This is a genomic window from Halalkalibacter lacteus, assembly GCF_036663595.1.
GTDB classification, from domain to species: Bacteria; Bacillota; Bacilli; order Bacillales; family Bacillaceae_D; genus Halalkalibacter; species Halalkalibacter lacteus.
Genome location: NZ_JAWRVL010000312.1, coordinates 1 through 257, shown reverse-complemented (window position 1 = coordinate 257; position 257 = coordinate 1). Strand labels below are relative to the sequence as shown.

Here is a 257-nt window from a genome sequence, read left to right as displayed (position 1 = left end):
GATAAAGTGATGCTGTAAATCTGGTCGGTGATCTTGTGGATTTCACCCGGTTTCAGGGCGAGCTTCCGCATAACGGCAGACTTATGAAGCACAAGTATGTGAAAAGAACGAAATGGGATTTGCGAACATCTGTTCAATTTAGATTTACAGGCGCTTAGCCAAAGTAAATCCGCGGCATGCGATTTTTTACCGCCTGCGCCAGCGCCGTACTCTGCAGGTCTCTGCTCGCGGGCTGTCAGTCGATCAGCACCGCCAAT

At 49.8% G+C, this 257-nt stretch carries 1 protein-coding gene; it reads right to left on the bottom strand.

All coding sequences use genetic code 11. The features are described 5' to 3' along the window. Positions 1–257 (bottom strand): hypothetical protein (locus tag SAZ04_RS22480; protein ID WP_332699909.1); only part of this gene is annotated, 257 nt, incomplete at both ends.